This window comes from Streptomyces sp. AJS327 (assembly GCF_013450295.1).
In the GTDB taxonomy this organism is placed as follows: Bacteria; Actinomycetota; Actinomycetes; order Streptomycetales; family Streptomycetaceae; genus Streptomyces.
Genome location: NZ_SKBR01000001.1, coordinates 2,109,176 through 2,128,865 on the forward strand (window position 1 = coordinate 2,109,176; position 19,690 = coordinate 2,128,865).

Consider the following 19,690-nt stretch of genomic DNA (forward strand, 5'->3'; position numbering starts at 1 on the left):
GGGATGCGGGGGCACGAGCCGCCAGAGTCACCACCTGACACCGACGGTGCCCACGGCGCGGAGACGAGGCTAGCGTGATGACGCGGACACTCCAACGGGGTGGGGCGTTCCCGTCGCCCACCCTCCCGGCCACCCGCCCGAAATACGCCAGTCCGCCCGCAGGCGACGGGGGCGTCGGGTTGCGCAACGTCAACTGACCGTCGCTCTGGGCCCGTTGGGAAGCGCGGGAGCTCCCGTTCCGGACAGGGGGATCGTCCGTTCCGGACCGGAGCGCCGTTCACCGGCGCGGAACCGCGCGCCGTCCGGCACCCGGCCCTGAGCCGCCGCCCACGGGAAGGTGGGCAGGTCAGGTGCGCCGCTGGCGTCGCGGAACAGGCTAGGCTCGGCCGGGAGACCGTCTGCTGGGAGCACCATGGTGAACAAGGTTGAAGCGCGGCACCTGCGCCGCTGTGTGCAGCTGGCGGCCGAGGCCCTGGAGGCCGGTGACGAGCCGTTCGGCTCCGTGCTCGTCGGCGCGGACGGGACGGTCCTCGCCGAGGACCGCAACCGGGTCGCCTCGGGCGACCGCACCCGCCACCCGGAGTTCGCGCTGGCCCGGTGGGCCGCGGCGAACATGGCCCCCGGGGAGCGCGCCGCGGCGACCGTCTTCACCTCAGGGGAGCACTGCCCGATGTGCGCCGCCGCGCACGCCTGGGTGGGGCTGGGCCGCATCGTGTACGTCAGCTCCTCCGAGCAACTCACCAGCTGGCTCGGCGAGTTGGGCGTGCCAGCCGCCCCCGTGCGGCCCCTGCCGATCCGGGAGGTGGCGCCGGAACTGGTGGTGGAGGGGCCGGTTCCCGACCTCGCGGACGAGGTACGCGCGTTGCACCGCCGCTGCCACCGCGCCTGATGAACCGGCCCCGTGCCCCCCGGCGCCGCGAACGGTGGCCTCCGGCGCGCTGGCGTTCAACCAGGGGGTGTGGCGGGGGAGTTGTCGTTCCGTGCCGAACGGTGCGCGGGTGTGGGGGAGTCGATCTCCTCGGCGACGAGCCGCCGGTATTCCGGGCAGCGGGTGACGTCCTCGTGCTCGCAGTTCAGCCTGCCCTCGATGAGCCGTAACGAGGCCTGGGCCGCGGCGATCCCCGACCGGAGCTCCTCGGCCGCCGGGCGCAGGGTCTCGCGCCGGGCGGCGCGGTCGACGGAGGTGGACAGGCTCCGGATGGCGTCCAGGCCGAGCCCCGCCCGCTTGGCGATGAGGATCATCGCCACCCGGCTGAGGTCGTCCGCGCCGTAGCGGCGGCGCCCGGCGGCGTCCCGACCGGGGTGCAGCAGGCCCACCGACTCCCAGTGCCGCAGGACGTGGGGCGCCAGGCCGAACCGCGCGGCGAGGGCCCCGATGCCCAGGACGTCGGAGCGGGTGAGGGGCGCGGCGGGTGGGGTGGCGTCAGCGGGGGCGACGGGGCCGGTGGGCTGGCTTGACTTCATGTCGACATTAAGACGCAGCCTGTCGGTCATGTCCAACAACCAGGACGCGGTGGACGAGCACCGCGACATCGAGAACCTGCTGTCCGTCCTCGACGCGGCGGACGAGCTGCCGGGCGCCGTCCGGCTGCGCGCCCGCTCCTACGAACTGCTGTCGCCCGCACCGGAGTCGACCGTCGTCGACATCGGCTGTGGTTCCGGACGCGCCGTCGCCGAGCTGGCCGAACGCGGCGTCCACGCGGTGGGCGTCGACCCGAGCCCGGCCATGCTGGCGACCGCCCGGGCACGGTGGCCCGAGGTCGAGTTCCGGGAGGCGAGCGCGGAGGACCTGCCGTTCACCGACGGAAGCGTGCGCGGCTACCGCGCCGACAAGGTCCTGCACGTACTCCCGGAACCGGCCCGGGCCGTCGCGGAGGCACGGCGTGTCCTCGGTCCCGGCGGCAGGATCGTCCTGGCCGGGCAGGACTGGGACGCCATCATGATCGACTCGGCCGACGCCGAACTCACCCGCGCCCTCGTCCACGCCCGCGCCGACCTCCTGGGAGCGCCCCGCGCTGGCCGCCAGTACCGGGCTCTGCTGCTGGACGGCGGCTTCGAGGAGGTCACCGTCGAGGCGCACACGGGAGTGTTCACCGATCCCGGGATGCTGTCGCTGCTCACCCGGCTCGCCGAAGCGGCCTGTGCGCACGGTGCCGTCAGCCGTTCCCGGACCGGGGAGTGGCTCGCCGAGCAGCGCCAACGCGCCCAGAGCGGCCGCTTCCTGGTCGCCATTCCGCTCTTCGTGGCCGCCGCCACCGCCCCGGACTGAGCGCCGCCCCGCCGGTGGGCCTCCGGGGGCTCGTGGGCGGGGCGGCGCCGGGGCCGCTCCAGGTGGCCTCACCAACCGACGGGCGTGAGGCGGGAGTCGGGCGATCGACCGCCGTCGGAGCGGCGCTGGAGGGCCAGTTCACGCACACCCGTCAGCACGGCACCCCGAAACCGGCCCGCCCCGACGGCGCGGCCGCACCCGTCAGCTCGCGCGTCCCTCCTGGCCTCCGCGCGTCCTCCGGGGCGCTGTACGAAGAGGCGCGCCCGCCACGGCGCGAAGAGGCCCGCACGCAGGGTGGGGTGGCGCCTCGCCGTCCCAACGCCCGTCCGGGGGCGCTCAGTCGAGGCAGAACTCGTTGCCCTCGACGTCCCGCATGGCCAGGCAGGACTCGTTCTCCTCGTCGGCGGTCAGCAGCTGTACGCGCTCGGCGCCGAGCGCGATCAGCCGCGCGCCCTCGGCCTCCAGCGCGGCCACGCGCTCCTCGCCCACCAGTCCGACGGCGGACCGTACGTCGAGGTGCACCCGGTTCTTGACGACCCTGCCCTCGGGAACACGCTGGAAGAACAGGCGGGGGCCCACTCCCGTGGGGTCCACGCAGGCGCACCACGCGTCCCGCTCCTCGGGAGGCAGCGAACGGTTGAGGTCGTCCCAGCTGTCGAACCCCTTGGGCGGTGGCGGTACGACGTACCCCAGCACCTCGCACCAGAAGCGAGCGACACGCTCGGGCTCCGCGCAGTCGAAGGTGACCTGGAACTGCTTGATCGATGACATCGGCGCACCCTAACAGCGGGATTCCGGCGCCCGCCTCCCCATGTCGGGCCCCTCGGCGCCGGTGGCGGCCGTGTCGCCCACCGCCCCTCCGTCCGGTGAGGGGGACCGGCGGGCGGAGGCGAACAACCGTGAGGGCAAGGGGAGTTGACGGGCCGTACCGGGCCGCTCCGGGCCGACCGGCCCCGCGCCGTCGCGGACGGGGCCCGCCGGTACGGGCTCCACGCGGATCTGGTGCGGCGGCTGCGCTCCGACGCGGACCCCCGCGAGAAGCGGTGCGACCCCGCGACCCTCGTCGCCCTGTCGCGGCTGTGGGGGCACCGGGGCTGGACCGGAGCGCGGATGGCGCCTGATCCGGAGGAGAGCGGTGACGCGCTGTGCAGCCCCCTGTTCGACTGTTCCACTCCGCACGGGGATGCCCCGCTGATCGGCCTGGCCGGTCGCGTGCTCGACCACGGCGACCGGCTCGACGAGCCGTACACGCTGGAGGAGGCGCTCCAGCGGGAGGCGAGGCACGAGGCGGAGCTTCGCGAGCTGACAACTCGCCGGGGCTGACGGTCGGTTACGCGGACTGGCGGGCCGTCAGGGACGTGTGGAACCTGGCGACAGCGCGACGGGGTCACGGCCCGTCCTCGGTGCGTGTCCGCCACGTCCGTGTCACGGCTGGGGATCGAGCGGTGGGTGGGTGCCGGGGCTCGGGTGGAGTGGTCATCTCCCGTACGGGACGAGGCACTTCGCCGGGTCCACCCGGTCCGTGGTGTCGAGGAACGGTGCGAGCGCCTGGGCCACCGAGGACAGGCGTCGCCACAGCCGTGGTGACCGCATCGGCCAGAACCCCTCGCGGATCAGGAACAGTTCGGTTCCGACGATCTCCATCCGCACCGACCGGCCGAACCCGCGGGCCTGTTCGACGACGCCGCTCCCGAGCAGCGGTCCCAGCAGCGGGTGCGTGGGCCCGGCCGACCACACCGAGGTGCCCGCCGGGCCGCCGACCGGCTCGACGTCCTTCAGTTCACGGGGGAGTGCGGGTGAGCGACGGGCCACCAGGGTGCGCGGGCAGGACTCCCGCAGCCGGAACACCGCGTAGCCGTGGGTGACGCTCCAGCCTTCGGCGTCATCGCCGCCCGAGGTCTCCTCGTACCGCGCGACGGCGAAGCCCCGTGGCCCCGGCACCGTGATCCGGTCCCGGTGGCGCCGCCGCGCGGCGGCGCCGGAGACGTGTGCCGCGAGCCGTCTCGGCTCCGGTTCGGGGCGGTACTCCATGCCGTTGACGCGCGCGAACTCGGCCAGCCGGAACCGGGCGCGGACCCGGGGCCGCCAGAGGTCCCGGCGCGACCAGTACAGCGCCATCAGCGTGCTCCCCGACCACAGCGCCGACGCGCAGATCGCGAGCGCGGTGGGTGCGCCGGTGACGAAGAGGGCGAGCGGCAGGGCGGGCACCCCGACCCCGAACACCACGGCGAGCACGGCGTGTTCGGACCGCTCGCGCCAGGACGGCCGGGCGAGTTCCGTTCCGTGCCGGCCCGCGACCGTCTCGGCGCGGTACCGGTGCCACCGCGCCCGGGACAGCCGCCCGGTCAGCGGCGCGGTGTCCCACGCGGTGTCCCCTCGTGCGTCGTTCACGCCCTCGCCTTCCCGGTGACAGTGCCCGCCCACGATGGTCCCACCCCAACAGGCCCCTGACGAGGGGAGGTTGGGTTCCTCGGGAGTCAGGCGGCCCCGTACCGGCCGCCGTTGACCGAGGGCGGCGCTTCCCCGGGGGTGGCGCCTTCCCGCGTGGTGCTGCTCCCCGTGGGACGTGGCCGCTCCGTGCCGGTGGGGTGGAGGAGGGGCCCACGGGGGTGACGCTCCGGGGGGCTTGATTGGACGAACGTTCAGGAGGCAGACTGGGTCGGACGGCCGGGCGCGACCGCCGTTCCCACCGCCGCGACCAGCGGGGACGCCGCGCCGGAGCGGTGCGGAACGGTGGGCCGGGACCGGCACGGTGCGGGGGAACGTCCGGGGCGTGTGACCGGGGAGCGGGGGAGTGCCCGGACCACCGGGCCAGGACGGCGGCCGCTGTCCCGACGTCGATCGAGGGAAGGGCCGAAGCGTATGAAGCTGGCAGGCAAGACCGCGCTCGTCACCGGTGGGCGGGGCGGTATCGGCCGGGCGATCGTCGCCCGGTTCCTCCGCGAGGGCGCCGAGGTCCACGTCGCGGACCTGCCCGGGCGGGACCCGGCGGGGCCCGAGGGCGACGGCCGGTTCCTGAGCCTGGACGTCACCTCGGAGGACCAGGTCACGCGGGCGATGGCCGAGATCCGCGAGCGCTCCGGGAAGCTCGACGTCCTCGTGAACGCGGCGGGGATCGAGCTGGAGAAGACGATCGAGGACACCACGCTCGACGAGTGGAACCAGTCCTTCGCGGTCAACGTGACCGGCACTTTTCTGACCTGCAAGCACGCCCTGCCACTGCTCCGGAACGCGGTACGGGGCGACACCACCGCCTCGGTCGTCAACTTCGGCTCGTACGACGGGTTCCTGGCCGACCCCGGACTAGCGGCGTACTGCGCCAGCAAGGGCGCGGTGCACGCCCTGACCCGCGCGCTCGCCTGTGACCACGGCCCCGAGGGCATCCGCGTCAACGCGGTCTGCCCCGGCTACATCGACACCCCGATGTTGCAGAGCTTCTTCAACGGCGCCGGATCGGGCGGGGCCGGGCGCGACATCGGCCAGCTCCAGGAGGCGGTCCGCGGCGTCCACCCGATCCGCCGCTACGGGACGCCGGAGGACATCGCCAACCTCGTCAACTGGCTGGCCTCGGACGAGGCCGGCTACGCGGCGGGGCAGCTCTGGGTCCTGGACGGTGGACTGTCGGCGCAGGCACAGCAGATGAGGCTCTGATGGACACCACTCCGAGGCGGCTCCGGTCCGCCACCGTCCGACGGCAGGACCGGCCGGGGCACGCCCCCGTCCACCACGGGGGTGCCCGATGACGGGGCACACCGCGATCGTGACCGGCGGGGGCCGGGGAATCGGGCGCGCCGTGGTGGAGCGGCTCCGGGCCGACGGAGCGCGCGTGCTGACGTGCGGGCGCGGTGACCGGCCCGCCGACCTGCCCGGGGACGTGCCGTGGGTACGGGCCGACGTGGCGCGCCCGGGGGAGGTGGAGCGGGTCCTCGCGGAGGCGAACCGGGAGTTCGGGCCGGTCTCGCTGCTCGTCAACAACGCGGGCGTCCAGGTCGAGAGGACCGTCACGGAGACCACCGACGCGGACTGGGACCTGGTGGTGGGCGTGAACTGCCGGGGAACCTTCGCCGCGTGCCGCGCGGTGCTCCCCCAGATGACCGAGCACGGCGGCGTGATCGTCAACATCGGTTCCATCTCCGGTGAGGTGGCCGACCCGAACATGGCCCTCTACAACGCGTCGAAGGCGTTCGTGCACGGGCTCACCCGCTCGATCGCCGTGGACCACGGACCGGCGGTGCGGTGCAACGCGATCCAGCCCGGCTGGATCATGACGGCGATGGCCGAGGACGGCTTCGCGCTCGCCGGTGACCCGGAGGCGGCCCGCCGGGACGCGCTCGCCCGCCACCCCGTCGGCCGCTTCGGTGAGCCAGCGGACATCGCGAACGCCGTGGCCTGGCTCGCCTCGGCGGAGTCCCGTTACGTCACGGGCCAGACGTTCACCCTGGACGGCGGCCTCACCGCCGCCTCCCCGCTCAACCCGGGACTCTTCTGATGACCGCCTCCCCACCGCCCGCCGGATCAACGGAGCCCGCCGCGTCCAGCCCGCCTGCGGTGGGCGCGGCGGCCGGGCCGGGCGGCGGCCCGGACCTGGACCACACCTCCTTCGCGGTGCACGACGCGCTGGGCTGGGCACGCCGGCTGCGGCGGGAGCTGGGCGCGACGCCCATCACCGGTGAGGTCCTGGCGGAGTTCCGGTACCTGCTGCTGTACGCGGGGTCGGCGAGCGCGGGCGCCCGGCTGGAGCTGATGGAGCCGACCGGCGCCGGTTTCCTCGCCGGGTACCTCGCCAAGCGCGGCGAGGGACCGCACCATCTGACGTTCACCGTGCCGGACCTGCGCGCCGCGGTCGCCCGGGCGCGGGCCGTCGGCGCGGACGTGGTGGGCGAGAGCTACCACCACCCGCCGTGGCGTGAGGCGTTCATCCGGCCGGACGGCAGACACGGCGTGGTCGTGCAGCTCGCCCAGTCCGACCGCGCCTACCCGGCCCCGGGCGAGCTGCTGGCCAGCCGCGACCGGGACCCGGAGACGCTGCCCAGCGTCAGTGGGGCGACCGAGCCACTGTGGTGGACCTCGCTGTGGGAGACCGTTCCCGGCCCCGTCGCCGAACTCGGCGCCACCCGGCTCGCGTCCACCGATCCGGAGTTCTCCCGGCGCCTCTTCGGGGACGTCCTGGGCGGCGCGGCGCGGGCGGCGGAGGACCACGTGGAGTTCGCGTGGCCGAGCGGGAGCGTGCGGGTGTTCCCCGCCGAACGGCCCGGCGTGCGGGGCGTGGACCTGCCGGACGGCCGCCCCAGCGGACCGCGGATCGGCCCCGCGGCGATCGGCCCGGACTGACCCCGACGGCCGAACGGCCAGCCGCGCGGCGGACGGACCCGGTACCGCCGCCCGTACGGGCCGGACCGCCCGGAGGGGCCCGTACGCGGTCAGCCGAAGGCGATCTCCTCGCACCGCCGGACGCTGCGCCGGATCGCGGCCCGGTCGATCCCGAGGAGGGCGGTGAGCCACATGCCGTTCTGCACGACGTCGATGTCCGTGGCCCGCTTGGTGGTCTCCGCGCTCGACAGCTCCGGCCGGGCCGCCCGGATGAGCGTGGCGAGCCCCTTCCGGTAGCGCTTCTGCGCGGTGGTGTTGATCTCCTCGAAGTCCGGGTGCGCCTGCGCGAGGGCCCACAGCTGGAGCCGCAGCGAGAGGTACTCCGTCGTCAGGAACTCGGCGTCGGCGACGCGGCGGAGGGCGGCGCGCAGGTTGTCCTCCGCGCTCCGGGCCGGATCGGGCGTGACCATGGCCACGTCGTGCTCCTCGACGCGGCGCAGCGCCGCGCTGATGAGGGTGACCTTGCCGTCGTAGTGGTAGTTGACCAGCCCCAGCGAGACCTCGGCCTCCCGGGCGACGGCGCGCATGCTGACGCCGGAGATGCCGTGCTGGGAGAGGAGCGCGAGGGCGGCGTCGAGGATCCGCTCCTGTCGGCCGGTCTTCCGTCCGACTCCCGCAACCGTGTCGCTCACCCGGGCGATACTAGCCGCTCGGGCGGCCGCCCCGCATACGCGGTGGACGGGCGCGGGAAGCCGGGGGAGCGGGGGCGGGACCGCGCCTCGCCGGGGGCTCGTGGCGGCCCGCCCGCCGGGGGGGGCCGCCGTTCACAGGTCGAGGACCAGCCGGGGGCCGCGCGCCCGGCCGACGCAGATGAGCATGGTGCCCTCCGCGTCGTGTTCCTCGGGCGTCATCAGGCTGCCGCGGTGCTCGGGCTGGCCCTCCAGGACGCGGGTCTCGCAGGTGCCGCAGTAACCCTCCCGGCAGGAGGAGTCGACGGTCGGCAGCACCGTGCGCACCGCCTCCAGCAGACTCTGGCCGGCGGCGACGTTCAGGGTGACGCCCGTGGCGCGCAGCTCGACCTCGAAGGCGGCACCGGTGTCCCCGGCGGGCGCGTCCCCGTCGGCGGCGAACCGCTCCAGGTGCAGCCGGTCGGAGACCCCGGCCGTGGCGCAGGCCCCGGACACCGCGGCGAGCATCGGCGAAGGGCCGCAGCAGTACAGGCGGGTCTCCGGCGTGAGCCCCGCGATGAGCCCCGCCAGGTCCGGAAGCCCCCGCTCGTCCTGCGGCACCAGGGTGACCCGGTCGGGGTGGGCGGTGGCCAGCTCCTCCGCGAAGGCCATGGAGCGCAGGGCGCGACCGCCGTAGACCAGCCGCCAGGAGGCGCCGCGCCGGTCGAGTTCCCGGGCCATGGCCCGCAGCGGGGTGATGCCGATACCGCCCGCCAGCAGCAGGTAGTCGGGTGCCTCGACCAGCGGGAAGTGGTTGCGCGGCGCGGAACTCCCGATCTCGTCACCGGCGTTGAGCCGGTCGTGCGCCTCGGCGGAGCCGCCGCGCCCGGCCTCCTCCCGCAGTACGCAGACGGTGTACGTCCGGCGGTCCGCGGGGTCGCCGCAGAGCGAGTACTGCCGTGACAGGCCGGAGGGGAGGCGCAGTTCGAGGTGCGCGCCCGGGTCCCAGGGGGGCAGGTCCGCGCCGTCGGCCGACGCGAACTCCAGCAGGACGGCGGAGTCCGCCGCCCGCGTCCTCCGCTCCAGCCGCAACGTCAGCGGACGGTCGCTCAGCACGGACATGGCTCTTCCTGTTCTCTCTGCGGGGGCGGACGGGACGCGGGGTCCGCCCGGCCCGGCGTGCGCCGGGCCGGTTCGGGCGCGCCCCGTCCGCGGTGGCCGTCGTACGGCCGGACGGTGTTCCGTGGGGCGGGGTCAGGACGTCCCGGGCGCGCCCGGATCCCGGGTGAGGGCGACCAGGCGGGTCAGCAGCGCGTCCCGCTGGCGGGCCAGCTCCTCGATCGAGTGCCCCTCGCTGACCGGGCGGAGCCCGTCCACCAGGCGCCGCGCGGTCGCCTCGTCCAGGTGCGGTTCCCCCAGGTCGTCGAACCAGCGGTTGAAGCTGTCGGCGTAGCGCTCGCAGAAGGCGGCGAGGCCCCCCTCCCCGGCGCCCAGGTGGAACAGCTGGGTGGGTCCCATCGCCGCCCAGCGCAGCCCGGGGCCGGCGGAGACGGCGGTGTCGACGTCCTCCACGCTCGCGACGCCCTCGGTGACGAGGTGGATGGCCTCCCGCCAGAGCGCCGCCTGGAGCCGGTTGGCGACGTGCCCCGGCACCTCGCGCCGGACCTCGATCGTCACCTTCCCCGTCGACTCGTAGAAGGCGCGGGCCCGGTCCACGACCCCGGCGCCGGTGCGGTCGTTGCCCATCACCTCGACGAGCGGGATGAGGTGCGGTGGGTTGAAGGGGTGGCCGAGCACGAGGCGGCCCGGATCCCGCCAGCCCCGCTGCATCTCGGTCAGGGTCAGCCCGGAGGCCGAGGAGGCCACGACCGTCCCGGCGCCGAGCGCGGGCTCGATCGCCGCGTACACCTCGTGCTTCAGGCCGATCCGCTCGGGCACGCTCTCCTGCACGAACCCGGCCCCCTCGACCGCGGCGCGGGCGTCGGAGCGGAAGGAGAGGTTCTCCGGGTCGCCCCGCTCGGTGAGCCCCAGCCGGGTCAGCACCGGCCAGGCGGTCTCCACCGCCTGCCGCACCCGCCGTTCGGCCGCCGGGTCGGGGTCGTACACGGCGACGGACCTGCCCGCCGCGAGGAACAGCGCCGTCCAGCTCTGGCCGATCACCCCGCCGCCGAGGCTCGCGACGTGCGTGACGGCTCCGGGCCCGCCGCCCGGGTGCTCAGAACGCGACATGCTCCGCTCCCTTCAGGCCGAGCCGCCGGCGGGCCTCGGCCGGGGTCGCGACGGTGTGCCCGAGCGACTCGACGATCGTGCGGATCTTCGTGACCTGGCTGGCGTTGGAGCGGGCGAGTTCGCCCGGGCCGATGAACAGGCTGTCCTCCAGGCCCACCCGGAGGTTGCCGCCGAGCATGGCGGCCTGCGTCGCGAACGGCATCTGGTGCCGCCCGGCCGCGAGGACGGACCACTCGTAGTCGTCGCCGAAGAGTTTGTCCGCGATGGTGTGCATGTGCACCAGGTTGTCGAGGTCGGCGCCCACGCCCCCCAGCACGCCGAAGACCAGCTGCACGAAGAACGGTGGCTCGACCCAGCCCTGGTCGATGAGCCAGGCCAGGTTGTACAGGTGGCCGAGGTCGTAGCACTCGAACTCGAACCGGGTGCCGTGGGTCCCGCCCAGCTCCCGCACGATGTACTCAAGGTCCGCGAAGGTGTTCTTGAAGACCAGGTCGCGGGTGCTCTCCAGGAACTCCGGCTCCCAGTCGTGCTTCCACTCGCCGTACTTCCGCCGCATCGGGAAGATCCCGAAGTTGAGCGACCCGGCGTTGAGGGAGGCCATCTCGGGGGAGGCCCAGTTCGCGGCGCGCAGCCGCTCCTCGCGGGACATGCCCAGCCCGCCGCCCGTCGAGATGTTGACGACGGCGTCGGACTCGGCGGCGATCCGCGGCAGGAACCGCTGGAACAGCTCCGGACGCGGGTCGGGCCGCCCGTCCTCCGGGTCACGGGCGTGCAGGTGGATGATGGCCGCGCCCGCCTGGGCGGCCTCGACGGACGCCTGGGCGATCTCCTCCGGGGTGATCGGCAGGTGCGGGGACATCGTCGGGGTGTGGATGCCCCCGGTGGGGGCGCACGTGATGATGACGGGTGGGGGCATGCGAACGCACCTCGCTGCGGAGTGGGTGGATCGGGCCGTGTGGTCGGGCGGCGCGCGGGAGGGTCAGGCGCCGACGAGCGCGCGGTAGGCCTGGAGGACGAGGCCGTGGAAGTGGTGCACGCCGTGCTCGGAGAGCCCCGGCGCCCGCTCCGGGTCGTACACGATTCGGCCCTGCTGGAAGGCGGGGGTGCTCATCCCGCGCTGCACGCTCTCCACCAGGTCGATGTCCTGCACCTGGAGGACCTCGTCGATGTACTGGACCGACTGCTTCTCGGCCTCGTCGAGCTCGGTGCTCTCCAGGAAGAAGTCCCAGGTCTCCACGGTGCGGTCGGGCCCGGCGGGCACGATCTGGAACACCATGAAGTTGCCCCGCCCGGGGTAGCGCAGCAGGCAGGTGTTGGGCCACAGCCACCACACCGCGTGCTCCGTGACGGTCGCGCCGGACACATCGTAGGCGGTGTTCTCGGAGGTGCCCGCGTCCGCGAAGTGGCTCGACCAGATGCCGTGGGTCCGCACGTCGTAGGTGTCCATGTCCACGAGGGAGACGAACTCCTTGTGCGCGACGTGGCAGTGGTAGCACTCCAGGAAGTTGTCGATGACGTTCTTCCAGTTGCTCCGCACCTCGTAGTGCAGCCGCTTGGCGTGCGTGAGCCGGGGCAGGTCCGGGGCCCGCGCGGTGATCTCGGCGGCGAGGTCGGGGGCCTGCTGGGCCAGCGGCGTGGCCGCCGGGTCGAGGTTGACGAAGACGAAACCGCAGAACTCCTCGACCTGGATCTGGTCGAGGCAGATCGCCGAGCGGTCGAATGACTCCATCCGGTCCGTCTGCCGCGCCCCCACGAGGGCGCCGCTCAGGTCGTACGTCCACGCGTGGTACGGGCAGACGATGGCGCGCGTCGTGCCGGAGCCCGACAACAGCTCGTGCGCCCGGTGCTTGCAGACGTTGTAGAAGGCGCGCAGCTGGTCCTTCCGGTCGCGGACGACGACCACCGGTGTCTCGGCGATCGTCGTGGCGACGTAGCTGCCCGGCCGCGTCAGCCGCTCGACGTGGCACACCCACTGCCAGGTGCGGGCGAAGACGGCCTGGAGGTCCGCCGCGTGCCACTTCGGCTCGGTGTACGCGTCGGCGCGCAGGGACAGGGAGTTCGCGGGATCTTCGTCGTAGCCGGCGGATATCGCCGTGACCTCTTCCGGAGTGACAGCAGTCATGGCGTCGACGATAGGTGAAACTGGACGAACGTTCAATAGTCCGGTCGCTGGTCCCCGGCTCGCCCCCCGTCGATCTTCCCGGGGTCACCCCAGGTGGGAGGCGGTGTGCGAGGGGCGGCCCCGGCGATCGCCGCGGTGTGCGCGGGGGTCGGGGTATCGTCGGACCCCTGGACATCTGTTCAGTCTGTGCCACCATGACGCGCCGAACCGCACCGCTGACGTGCGAGCTGGAGGAGGAGCATGAGCCGGTACGCAGTCATCAACCCCGTCACCGACGAACTGGTCGCGGAGTACCCGACGATCACCGACGAGGAGCTGGAACGCGCCCTGGCGGCGACGCGCGCGGCGCAGTCGTCCTGGGCGCGCGAGACCACGGTGCGGCAGCGGGCGGCCCTCGTCGCGCGCGTGGGCGAGCTGCACGCCGAACGGCGCCGCGAACTGGCGGAGATCATCGTCCGCGAGATGGGCAAGCCGATCGAACAGGCCCTCGGCGAGGTGGACTTCTGCGCCGACATCTACCGGTACACCGCCGAGGTGGCGCCGGACTGCCTGGCCGACGTGGAGATCGGGCTCCCGGCCGGACGGGCCCTGGTGCGCAGCGCTCCGCTGGGCGTCCTGCTCGGCGTCATGCCGTGGAACTACCCCGCCTACCAGGTGGCCCGCTTCGCGGCCCCGAACCTCGCCGTCGGCAACACGATCCTGCTCAAACACGCCCCGCAGTGCCCGCAGTCGGCCGCCTTCCTGGAGCGGATCTTCGCCGACGCCGGGCTCCCCGCCCACGCCTACACCACGGTCTACGCCACCAACGAGCAGGTGGCCGACCTCATCGCCGACTCCCGGGTGGCCGGGGTGTCCCTCACGGGATCCGAGCGCGCCGGGCAGGCGGTGGCCGAACTCGCGGGCCGCCACCTGAAGAAGGTCGTCCTCGAACTCGGTGGCTCCGACCCGTTCCTGCTGCTGGGCACCGACGACCTGGACGCGACGGTCGACAAGGCCGTCACCGCGCGGATCGACAACGCCGGGCAGGCGTGCAACGCCGCCAAGCGCATGATCGTCGTGGACGAGCTGTACGAGGAGTTCGCCGAGCGGTTCACCCGCGTCTTCACGGCCCTGGAGCCCGGCGACCCGACCGACCCCGCCACCCGGCTGGGGCCGCTGTCCTCGACCGCCGCCGCCGAGCGGCTGGAGGAGCAGCTACAGCGCGCCGCCGAGCACGGGGCCACCGTGCGCCGGGCCGGTCCGCGCCGGGGCACCTTCTTCCCGCCCGTCGTCGTCACCGGTGTCACCCCGGAGAACCCCGTGCACCACGAGGAGTTCTTCGGTCCGGTCGCCGTGCTGTACCGGGCGCGGGACGAGGAGGAGGCGGTCGCCCTCGCCAACGACACCCCGTTCGGCCTGGGTTCGTACGTCCACACACCGGACGAGGAGCAGGCGCGGCGCGTGGCGGACCGGCTGGAGGCCGGGATGGTCTTCGTCAACGAGGTCGACGCGGAGGCCGTGGAGCTGCCCTTCGGTGGCGTGAAGCGCTCCGGCACCGGACGCGAGCTCGGGCACCTGGCGTTCAACGAGTTCGTGAACAAGAAGATGATCCGGCTCCCCTGAGTCCGGCCCACACCGCACGCGGCTCCCGCCCCGTTCCGCCGCCCCGCGCTACGCCGGGTCCGGCGGGCGGGGCGGCCGCGTGCCGTCCGCCGGTGCCCCGCCCGGGCGGGTCCGCTGCGGCTCCCCGGTGCCCACCAGGTCGAGGAGGTGGGTCAGGACGCGGAGGCAGGTGTCGACCTCGGCCTCGCTCAGCTCGCCGCTGATCCCGCCGAGCACCGCGTGTTCCCGGTCGAGCACCGCCCCGATCGCGGCCTCGCCGTCGGCGGTCAGCCGGATCAGGGAGGACCGCTTGTGCGCCGGGTTGGCGACCGGCTCCACCAGGCCCCGCGCCGCCGCGTCGTTGACCACGCGCTGCACGAACTGGCGGCTCAGCGCCTGGTTCCGGCCCATCTGCGGGACGGTCAGGGGGCCGTTGGCGTGCAGCACGCGGAGCACGGCCCGCACCCCGACCGTCAACCCCTCGGTGGACACGTCCTGTTCGACCCGGTGGTGCGCCCGGCGGTACAGCGGCCCCACGAGGTCGAACACCTGGGAGAGCCGCTCCGCCAGGGCTTCGGGCGGCTGTTCACGCTCGGTCTCACTCACCTCTCCATCATGACACCTGAGTTGTCAGTCGCGCCACAAGATGACACCTTGGTTGTCATGAATGATGTGTTCTGGCTCGACGCCGGCACCGGCCGGCCGCTCGTCCTGCTGCACGGCGGCTTCCTGGACCACGGCATGTGGGCCGACCAGATTCCCGTGCTGGCCACGCGGTACCGCGTCATCGCGCCCGACGCCCGGGGGCACGGGCGGTCCGCTCCCGCCACCGCGCCGTTCCGGCACGTCGACGACCTCGCCGCGCTGCTACGGGAGTTGGAGACCGGCCCGGCGATCCTGGTCGGCGTCTCCATGGGCGGCGCCCTCGCGGTCGACGCCGCCCTGGAGTACCCCGATCTCGTCGCGGCGCTGGTCGTCAGCGGCGCCGGTACCAGCGAGCCGTACTTCACCGACCCCTGGACCCAGCAGACCCTGGGCGCCTGGCAGGCGGCGATGGCCGCGGGTGATCTGGACGCCTCCGTCGAGGCGTTCACCCTCCTCGGCGCGGGCCCGCACCGTGGGCTCGACCAGCTCGACCCCGAGGTCGTCGGGCGCCTGCGCGGAATGGCGCGGGGCACGATGTCCCAGCACACCGCGGACGAGCCGGACTGGCGGATCCCGGTGGCCGACACCTGGAACCGCGTGGCCGGGATCGGCGTGCCCACGCTCGCCGTCAACGGCGCCCTCGACTCACCCGACCACGTCGGCATGGCCGAACGGCTCGCCCGCACCGTCCCGGGCGGCCGGGCGGTGTCGCTCGACGGCGCCGCGCACTACCCCAACATGGAGCGCCCGGACGCCTTCAACGAGATCCTCCGGGGCTTCCTCCGCGAGCTGTGACCCCCGGCCGTCAGGGGTGCGCGGCGGCGGGACCGCCCTCCGCCGCCGCGCGCTGACGCCGGTAGTGGCGGGCCGCCCGGGCGCGGTTGCCGCAGGAGGGTTTGCACCACTCCTGCCGCCCGTGGCTCTTGACGAAGTAGCGCACGCAGCGCGGTGCGGCGCAGGCCCGCAGCCGCGCGCGTCGAGGTCCGCCCAGGAAGTCGATGGCCGAGCGGGCCAGCGCCGCCAGAAGCCGGACCCGCGGGTCCGGCTCGGTCGGCAGCAGCCGGGGTGCCGGGTCTCCGTCCGGCGGCCAGTCCAGCCGGGGAACCACCCGCTCCAGTGCGGCGGTCTGGTTCAGATGGGCCAGCGCCCGCTCCCACGGCGGCAGTTCACCGGCGTCGGCCGGACTGGGGGGAGCGGGCTCGACGGCCCGGGCGAACAGGGCGCGGACGGCCCGCCGCACCCCGGTGATCTCCGCCCGGAGCCGTTCGTCCACCACCAGCTCCCGCACGGGGACGCCGTCCAGCAGCTCCTCCCGCGCCCGGACCCAGCGGGTCGCCCCGGCGGGCGTGGCGAGGTCGTCGGTGACGCCGCCGTCCCCGTCGTGCCGGATCGTGCTCGCCAGCTCCAGCGCCAGCCCGCTCTCCATCGGCGCCTCCTCCCACGTCCTCGCCGCTCCCCACGGCTCCCGGCCTCGCTCCGTGGTGCCGGGGCGTGACCACCCCTTCCACCGCCCCCACTTGAGCACACCGCGCCGCCGCGCCTAGGCTATCTAACGGAAAAATGGAAATTACCGTTAGGCGCGGGCGTTCGCCGTGCCCGCCGCGTCGTGCGCCTCCGCGTCCGACGCGTGCGCGCCTGCCGCCGCCCCGGGGAGGGAACAGCCGATGACGACGCTTCTGGCCCAGGTCAGCGACCTGCATCTGGACGGGGGCGCACGGGCCACCCGGCGCGCCGAACGGGTCCTGGAGCACCTGCGCTCCCTGCCCCGCCCGGTCGACGCCGTCCTCGTCACCGGCGATATCGCCGACCACGGGGAGGAGGACGAGTACGCCCTGGCGGCCGAGTTGCTCAGCGGCCCCTTCCCGGTGCTCACCTGCCCCGGTAACCACGACGTGCGCTCCGCCTACCGCACGGCCCTGCTCGGGGAGGCACCCGGCGACGGGCCGGTGAACCGGCTGCACCACGTCGCCGGAACCGCCGTCCTGCTGTGCGACTCCAGCGTCCCCGGCCGCGACGAGGGCCTGCTCGACGCCGGCACGCTGCGCTGGATCGAGCAGCGGCTCGCCGAACTGCCGGGCGAGACCCGGGCGTTGCTCGCCTTCCACCATCCGCCCGTCGTTCTCCACCACCCGCTGCCCGACGCCATCCGGCTCCGGGAACCGGCGAGACTGGCCGCCCTGCTCGACGCGCACCCCCGGATCGCCGCCGTGCTCACCGGGCACGCGCACACCGCGGCCGTCTCGAACTTCGCCGGACTCCCGCTGGTCACCGCACCGGCCGTCACCTCGACCCTGCGTCTGCCCTGGGAGGGCGGCCCTCCCGTCGACCCGGACCAGCCGCCCGGTCTCGCCTTCCACGTCCTCGACGACGACGGGCGGCTGACCACCCACTTCCGCGTGCTGCCCTGAACCCGCCGAGCCCGGAGGCACCGTGATCCCGCCGCACGCCGTCCTGGGGTTCCTGGTGGCGCTCCTTCCCCTGGTCGCCACCCCGGGCGCCAGCCTGGCGCTGCTGCTGCGGCACACCGCCGGAGCCGGGCGCCGCCGGGCCGTGCCCGTCATCCTCGGCACGGCCACCGGCATCCACGCCCACGCCCTGCTTGCGCTGGCCGGACTGTCGGCGCTGGTCCTGCACTCCAGCCGGGCCCTCACCGCCGTCCGGCTGCTCGGCGCGGCCTACCTCGTAGCCCTGGGCCTGTGGACCTGGTGCTCCGCCCGGAAGCCGCCGGGCGCCGCCGCCCGCCGCCCGGCGTGGTGGCCGGACTCCGCCTACACGCAGGCGACGCTCGCCAACGTCCTCAACCCGAAGGCGGCGGCGGTCTACCTGACCCTCGTACCCCAGTTCCTCGTGCCGGACCGCCCGTTGGGCGGCCAGATCCTCACCCTGGCCGCCGCCCACGCGCTGCTGGTGGCGGCCTGGCTGGGCGTCTGGACGCTCCTCATCCACCGGGCCGCGGACACCCTGCGGCGGCCCCGGTACCGGGAGCGGGTGGCCCGGGCCACCGGCGCGGTGCTGCTCGTCCTCGGGGTCCGGAGCGCGCTGGCCTAGCCGTGCGGGCGGCGCTGACCGGGACGGGGCGGCCTGACCGGGGCCGGGACGTCGGGGCCCGCCACCGGGCGGCTACCGTGGCGGGCGGACCACCACCGGCTCGTCCGCGAGCGGCCACCGCGAGGAGGACAGCGTGCTCATCCACCCCTGGGACGCCAGCCTGGACGAGGCCGAGTGGCGCGACTGGATCCTTGAGGGCCACGACTTCGGGCAACTGAGCGTCAACGGCCCGCCCGGCCAGCCGCCCGCCGTCGTCCCCACCCACTTCAGCCCGGACGGCGCGGACCTGCTGGTCCATCTCGCCCGGCCCAACCCGGTCTGGACGGCGCTCGAGCGCGATCCGCGCGTCGTCCTCACCGTCGTCGGCGACTACGCCTTCATCCCCGGCCCCTGGCGAGCGAAGGACGGCGTGCCCCCCACCGACGGGGTCCCCACCAGCTACTACACGGCCGTCCAGTTCAGCTGCCACGCCCACCTCGTGGACGAACCGGACGCCAAGGCCGAGCTGTTGCGCCGGCAGCTCGCGCACTTCCAGCCGGACGGCGACCACGCCGCCGTCGAGCCCGGGAAGCCGCCCTACGGCCGGATGCTGTCCGGCATCCGCGGACTGCGGCTCGCGGTCACCGAGGTACGGGCCAAGTTCAAGTACGACGACCAGAAGACCGTCGAGCACCGCGCGGCCGTCGCCGGGCACCTCACCGTGCGCGACCAGGGCCTGGACGCCGCCACCGCACGCCAGCAGCGCCGCCGACTCGACCGCCTCGGCCCCTGGACACCCTGACACCCCGCCCCCCCCGGACCTCCTCCCGGGCCCCGGGGCGGGTGCCGGGCGTCCGGTATCCGGGTGCCCCGCCGCTCCTCCCGGACGGACCGGGGCTCCCCTCCCCGTTTCCGCGGGCTAGTCCAATGAGCCCTGGACACAAGGGAGTTAAGGACGGAGCGGGCGCATTGACAAACGCGGGGTGGCTCGCGAGGCTCCGGCCTGACCATGTCATCGACCGAGCAGAGGTCTCCCCACATGACATCACGACGTTCCACCACGCTGTTCGTGGCGGCGGTGGCCAGCGCCGGAATGCTGTTCGCCGCGCCCGCCTCCGCCAGCTCCAGCCAGTCCACCGCCCCGGCGCCGTCCGCCGACGCCGCGCCCGCCGACGCCTGTTACACCTGGAGCGACGAGCTGAAGGAGGGCGCCTCCGGCGACGCCGTGCGGCAGCTCCAGATCCGGGTGGCGGGCTACCCGGCGTCGGGTGAGGACATCGCGATCGACGGCGAGTTCGGCCCCGCGACCAAGGCGGCGGTGAAGCGCTTCCAGGAGGCGTACGGGCTGAGCGGCAGCGGCGTCGCGGACCAGGCCACCTTCGACAAGATCTACGAACTCCAGGACGACGACTGCTCGCCGGTCAACTTCGACTGGAGTGAGCTGAACAACTGCAACTCCGACTGGTCCGGCGGAAAGGTCTCGGCGGCCACCGCCAAGGCCAACGCCCTGGTCACCATGTGGAAGTTGCAGGCCATGCGGCACGCCATGGGCGACAAGCCGATCGTCGTCAACGGCGGCTTCCGCAGCGTCTCCTGCAACGACAACGTGGGCGGCGCGCCCAACAGCCGTCACCTGTACGGCCACGCGGCCGACCTGGGCGCCGGGTCCCAGGGCTTCTGCGCCCTGGCCCTCGAAGCCCGGAACCACGGCTTCGGTGAGATCCTCGGCCCGGGCTACCCCGGTCACGACGACCACACCCACGTCGCGGGCGGCGGCGGCAAGTCCTGGTCGGCTCCCAGCTGCGGGATGTGAGGTCGCCCGGCTGACAACAGCCGGAC

At 74.2% G+C, this 19,690-nt stretch carries 22 protein-coding genes; 12 read left to right on the top strand and 10 right to left on the bottom strand.

Annotated elements, in window-relative coordinates:
* The first annotated feature begins 412 nt into the window (after positions 1-412).
* Positions 413-889, top strand: a complete 477-nt coding sequence (locus tag E0L36_RS08425) for a nucleoside deaminase (protein WP_180928186.1) — start codon at positions 413-415, stop codon at positions 887-889.
* Positions 890-945: 56 nt separating this feature from the next.
* Here the strand turns inward: E0L36_RS08425 and E0L36_RS08430 are convergent, their stop codons facing one another.
* Positions 946-1,494 (bottom strand): MerR family transcriptional regulator, encoded by a 549-nt coding sequence (locus tag E0L36_RS08430; protein ID WP_308416671.1) that lies wholly within the window; start codon positions 1,492-1,494, stop codon positions 946-948.
* Between E0L36_RS08430 and E0L36_RS08435 the strand changes: the two genes are divergently transcribed.
* Positions 1,493-2,269, top strand: a complete 777-nt coding sequence (locus E0L36_RS08435) for a methyltransferase domain-containing protein (protein WP_180928187.1) — start codon at positions 1,493-1,495, stop codon at positions 2,267-2,269. The genes E0L36_RS08430 and E0L36_RS08435 overlap by 2 nt on opposite strands.
* Before the next feature lie 336 nt (positions 2,270-2,605).
* Here the strand turns inward: E0L36_RS08435 and E0L36_RS08440 are convergent, their stop codons facing one another.
* Positions 2,606-3,040 (bottom strand): VOC family protein, encoded by a 435-nt coding sequence (locus tag E0L36_RS08440; protein ID WP_180928188.1) that lies wholly within the window; start codon positions 3,038-3,040, stop codon positions 2,606-2,608.
* A gap of 144 nt (positions 3,041-3,184) precedes the next feature.
* Here E0L36_RS08440 and E0L36_RS08445 point away from each other — a divergent pair, with 144 nt between their 5' ends.
* Positions 3,185-3,592 carry a hypothetical protein gene (locus tag E0L36_RS08445; RefSeq protein ID WP_180928189.1) on the top strand — a complete coding sequence of 136 codons (408 nt, stop codon included), beginning with the start codon at positions 3,185-3,187 and terminating at the stop codon, positions 3,590-3,592.
* A 153-nt stretch (positions 3,593-3,745) separates the two neighbouring features.
* On the opposite strand, the gene E0L36_RS08450 is transcribed toward E0L36_RS08445, so the two are convergent.
* Positions 3,746-4,660 (bottom strand): hypothetical protein, encoded by a 915-nt coding sequence (locus E0L36_RS08450; RefSeq protein ID WP_180928190.1) that lies wholly within the window; start codon positions 4,658-4,660, stop codon positions 3,746-3,748.
* A gap of 471 nt (positions 4,661-5,131) precedes the next feature.
* On the opposite strand from E0L36_RS08450, the gene E0L36_RS08455 reads away from it, so the two are divergent.
* The 3 genes from E0L36_RS08455 (at position 5,132) to E0L36_RS08465 (ending at position 7,600) form a co-directional block, all read left to right on the top strand.
* The gene (locus E0L36_RS08455; RefSeq protein ID WP_180928191.1) at positions 5,132-5,920 is read left to right on the top strand and encodes an SDR family NAD(P)-dependent oxidoreductase; all 789 of its coding nucleotides are present in this window, start codon (positions 5,132-5,134) and stop codon (positions 5,918-5,920) included.
* Between the two features lie 88 nt (positions 5,921-6,008).
* Complete coding sequence (locus tag E0L36_RS08460; RefSeq protein WP_180928192.1) at positions 6,009-6,758, top strand: SDR family NAD(P)-dependent oxidoreductase; 750 nt, start codon at positions 6,009-6,011, stop codon at positions 6,756-6,758.
* The gene (locus E0L36_RS08465; RefSeq protein WP_180928193.1) at positions 6,758-7,600 is read left to right on the top strand and encodes a VOC family protein; all 843 of its coding nucleotides are present in this window, start codon (positions 6,758-6,760) and stop codon (positions 7,598-7,600) included. The genes E0L36_RS08460 and E0L36_RS08465 overlap by 1 nt, the downstream gene beginning before the upstream one ends.
* A gap of 89 nt (positions 7,601-7,689) precedes the next feature.
* Here the strand turns inward: E0L36_RS08465 and E0L36_RS28225 are convergent, their stop codons facing one another.
* The 5 genes from E0L36_RS28225 to E0L36_RS08490 all read right to left on the bottom strand — a co-directional run bounded on the left by E0L36_RS28225 (position 7,690) and on the right by E0L36_RS08490 (position 12,598).
* Complete coding sequence (locus E0L36_RS28225; RefSeq protein ID WP_180928194.1) at positions 7,690-8,271, bottom strand: TetR/AcrR family transcriptional regulator; 582 nt, start codon at positions 8,269-8,271, stop codon at positions 7,690-7,692.
* 132 nt (positions 8,272-8,403) lie between these two features.
* Entirely contained in the window at positions 8,404-9,369 is a 966-nt protein-coding gene (locus E0L36_RS08475) for a PDR/VanB family oxidoreductase (RefSeq protein ID WP_180928195.1), read from the bottom strand.
* 132 nt (positions 9,370-9,501) lie between these two features.
* Positions 9,502-10,476, bottom strand: coding sequence for a 3-hydroxyacyl-CoA dehydrogenase NAD-binding domain-containing protein (locus E0L36_RS08480; RefSeq protein ID WP_180928196.1), 975 nt, complete (start codon positions 10,474-10,476; stop codon positions 9,502-9,504).
* Positions 10,463-11,392: a 3-keto-5-aminohexanoate cleavage protein gene (locus tag E0L36_RS08485; protein ID WP_180928197.1), complete on the bottom strand. Its 930-nt coding sequence runs from the start codon at positions 11,390-11,392 to the stop codon at positions 10,463-10,465. The genes E0L36_RS08480 and E0L36_RS08485 overlap by 14 nt, the downstream gene beginning before the upstream one ends.
* A gap of 63 nt (positions 11,393-11,455) precedes the next feature.
* On the bottom strand, positions 11,456-12,598 hold the full coding sequence (locus tag E0L36_RS08490) for an SRPBCC family protein (protein WP_180928198.1): 1,143 nt from the start codon (positions 12,596-12,598) through the stop codon (positions 11,456-11,458).
* A 240-nt stretch (positions 12,599-12,838) separates the two neighbouring features.
* On the opposite strand from E0L36_RS08490, the gene E0L36_RS08495 reads away from it, so the two are divergent.
* Positions 12,839-14,200, top strand: coding sequence for an NAD-dependent succinate-semialdehyde dehydrogenase (locus E0L36_RS08495; RefSeq protein WP_180928199.1), 1,362 nt, complete (start codon positions 12,839-12,841; stop codon positions 14,198-14,200).
* A gap of 48 nt (positions 14,201-14,248) precedes the next feature.
* Here the strand turns inward: E0L36_RS08495 and E0L36_RS08500 are convergent, their stop codons facing one another.
* Positions 14,249-14,785, bottom strand: coding sequence for a MarR family winged helix-turn-helix transcriptional regulator (locus E0L36_RS08500; RefSeq protein WP_180928200.1), 537 nt, complete (start codon positions 14,783-14,785; stop codon positions 14,249-14,251).
* A gap of 57 nt (positions 14,786-14,842) precedes the next feature.
* Between E0L36_RS08500 and E0L36_RS08505 the strand changes: the two genes are divergently transcribed.
* Entirely contained in the window at positions 14,843-15,619 is a 777-nt protein-coding gene (locus E0L36_RS08505; RefSeq protein WP_180928201.1) for an alpha/beta fold hydrolase, read from the top strand.
* Between the two features lie 10 nt (positions 15,620-15,629).
* On the opposite strand, the gene E0L36_RS08510 is transcribed toward E0L36_RS08505, so the two are convergent.
* The gene (locus E0L36_RS08510; RefSeq protein ID WP_180928202.1) at positions 15,630-16,250 is read right to left on the bottom strand and encodes an ABATE domain-containing protein; all 621 of its coding nucleotides are present in this window, start codon (positions 16,248-16,250) and stop codon (positions 15,630-15,632) included.
* Positions 16,251-16,488: 238 nt separating this feature from the next.
* Here E0L36_RS08510 and E0L36_RS08515 point away from each other — a divergent pair, with 238 nt between their 5' ends.
* The 4 genes from E0L36_RS08515 (at position 16,489) to E0L36_RS08530 (ending at position 19,664) form a co-directional block, all read left to right on the top strand.
* Positions 16,489-17,232, top strand: coding sequence for a metallophosphoesterase (locus E0L36_RS08515; RefSeq protein WP_180928203.1), 744 nt, complete (start codon positions 16,489-16,491; stop codon positions 17,230-17,232).
* A 22-nt stretch (positions 17,233-17,254) separates the two neighbouring features.
* Positions 17,255-17,872 (top strand): LysE family translocator, encoded by a 618-nt coding sequence (locus tag E0L36_RS08520; RefSeq protein ID WP_180928204.1) that lies wholly within the window; start codon positions 17,255-17,257, stop codon positions 17,870-17,872.
* A 133-nt stretch (positions 17,873-18,005) separates the two neighbouring features.
* The gene (locus tag E0L36_RS08525) at positions 18,006-18,653 is read left to right on the top strand and encodes an FMN-binding negative transcriptional regulator (RefSeq protein WP_180928205.1); all 648 of its coding nucleotides are present in this window, start codon (positions 18,006-18,008) and stop codon (positions 18,651-18,653) included.
* Between the two features lie 237 nt (positions 18,654-18,890).
* Positions 18,891-19,664 (top strand): D-Ala-D-Ala carboxypeptidase family metallohydrolase, encoded by a 774-nt coding sequence (locus E0L36_RS08530; protein ID WP_180928206.1) that lies wholly within the window; start codon positions 18,891-18,893, stop codon positions 19,662-19,664.
* Positions 19,665-19,690 lie beyond the last annotated feature (26 nt).

Coding starts and splice junctions, on each gene's coding strand:
- E0L36_RS08425 (WP_180928186.1), top strand. CDS start 413: ATGGTGAACAAGGTTGAAGCGCGGCACCTGCGCCGCTGTGTGCAGCTG.
- E0L36_RS08435 (WP_180928187.1), top strand. CDS start 1,493: ATGTCCAACAACCAGGACGCGGTGGACGAGCACCGCGACATCGAGAAC.
- E0L36_RS08430 (WP_308416671.1), bottom strand. CDS start 1,494: ATGACCGACAGGCTGCGTCTTAATGTCGACATGAAGTCAAGCCAGCCC.
- E0L36_RS08440 (WP_180928188.1), bottom strand. CDS start 3,040: ATGTCATCGATCAAGCAGTTCCAGGTCACCTTCGACTGCGCGGAGCCC.
- E0L36_RS08455 (WP_180928191.1), top strand. CDS start 5,132: ATGAAGCTGGCAGGCAAGACCGCGCTCGTCACCGGTGGGCGGGGCGGT.
- E0L36_RS08460 (WP_180928192.1), top strand. CDS start 6,009: ATGACGGGGCACACCGCGATCGTGACCGGCGGGGGCCGGGGAATCGGG.
- E0L36_RS08465 (WP_180928193.1), top strand. CDS start 6,758: ATGACCGCCTCCCCACCGCCCGCCGGATCAACGGAGCCCGCCGCGTCC.
- E0L36_RS08475 (WP_180928195.1), bottom strand. CDS start 9,369: ATGTCCGTGCTGAGCGACCGTCCGCTGACGTTGCGGCTGGAGCGGAGG.
- E0L36_RS08480 (WP_180928196.1), bottom strand. CDS start 10,476: ATGTCGCGTTCTGAGCACCCGGGCGGCGGGCCCGGAGCCGTCACGCAC.
- E0L36_RS08485 (WP_180928197.1), bottom strand. CDS start 11,392: ATGCCCCCACCCGTCATCATCACGTGCGCCCCCACCGGGGGCATCCAC.
- E0L36_RS08490 (WP_180928198.1), bottom strand. CDS start 12,598: ATGACTGCTGTCACTCCGGAAGAGGTCACGGCGATATCCGCCGGCTAC.
- E0L36_RS08495 (WP_180928199.1), top strand. CDS start 12,839: ATGAGCCGGTACGCAGTCATCAACCCCGTCACCGACGAACTGGTCGCG.
- E0L36_RS08505 (WP_180928201.1), top strand. CDS start 14,843: ATGAATGATGTGTTCTGGCTCGACGCCGGCACCGGCCGGCCGCTCGTC.
- E0L36_RS08510 (WP_180928202.1), bottom strand. CDS start 16,250: ATGGAGAGCGGGCTGGCGCTGGAGCTGGCGAGCACGATCCGGCACGAC.
- E0L36_RS08515 (WP_180928203.1), top strand. CDS start 16,489: ATGACGACGCTTCTGGCCCAGGTCAGCGACCTGCATCTGGACGGGGGC.
- E0L36_RS08530 (WP_180928206.1), top strand. CDS start 18,891: ATGACATCACGACGTTCCACCACGCTGTTCGTGGCGGCGGTGGCCAGC.